The 240-nt window shown below is 62.5% G+C and carries 2 protein-coding genes; one reads left to right on the forward strand and one right to left on the reverse strand.

Annotated features, from left to right (window positions below; genetic code table 11):
- Positions 1–70: hypothetical protein (locus E2C05_RS35055; protein WP_240047011.1), on the reverse strand; the 70-nt coding region annotated here is incomplete at its 3' end.
- On the opposite strand from E2C05_RS35055, the gene E2C05_RS35060 reads away from it, so the two are divergent.
- Positions 53–240 (forward strand): hypothetical protein (locus tag E2C05_RS35060; protein WP_240047012.1); only part of this gene is annotated, 188 nt, incomplete at its 3' end. The genes E2C05_RS35055 and E2C05_RS35060 overlap by 18 nt on opposite strands.

The raw sequence follows: 240 nt of genomic DNA on the forward strand, positions 1-240 counted from the left end.
CCGGCGACAGCGTGACCGAGCCGGTCGAGGTCATGGGCCAGGGAAAATGTCCATGCTCGAGCCGTCGCACCAGCAGGCTGAGCGCGACCCCGTCATGCCAGAGAGCTTTGAGCAGCCGACCACAACGACTTCCATTCGGCATATCGAAATGCGGCGGTGCGGATCGAGTATCCGTGGCATCCGCTGCATGGGCGTCAGCTGCCCATTGTTCAGCGGTTCACGAAGGATGGGCTCGATCTG

The sequence above is a fragment of the Paracraurococcus ruber genome (assembly GCF_004353985.1).
Classification (GTDB): Bacteria; Pseudomonadota; Alphaproteobacteria; order Acetobacterales; family Acetobacteraceae; genus Paracraurococcus; species Paracraurococcus ruber.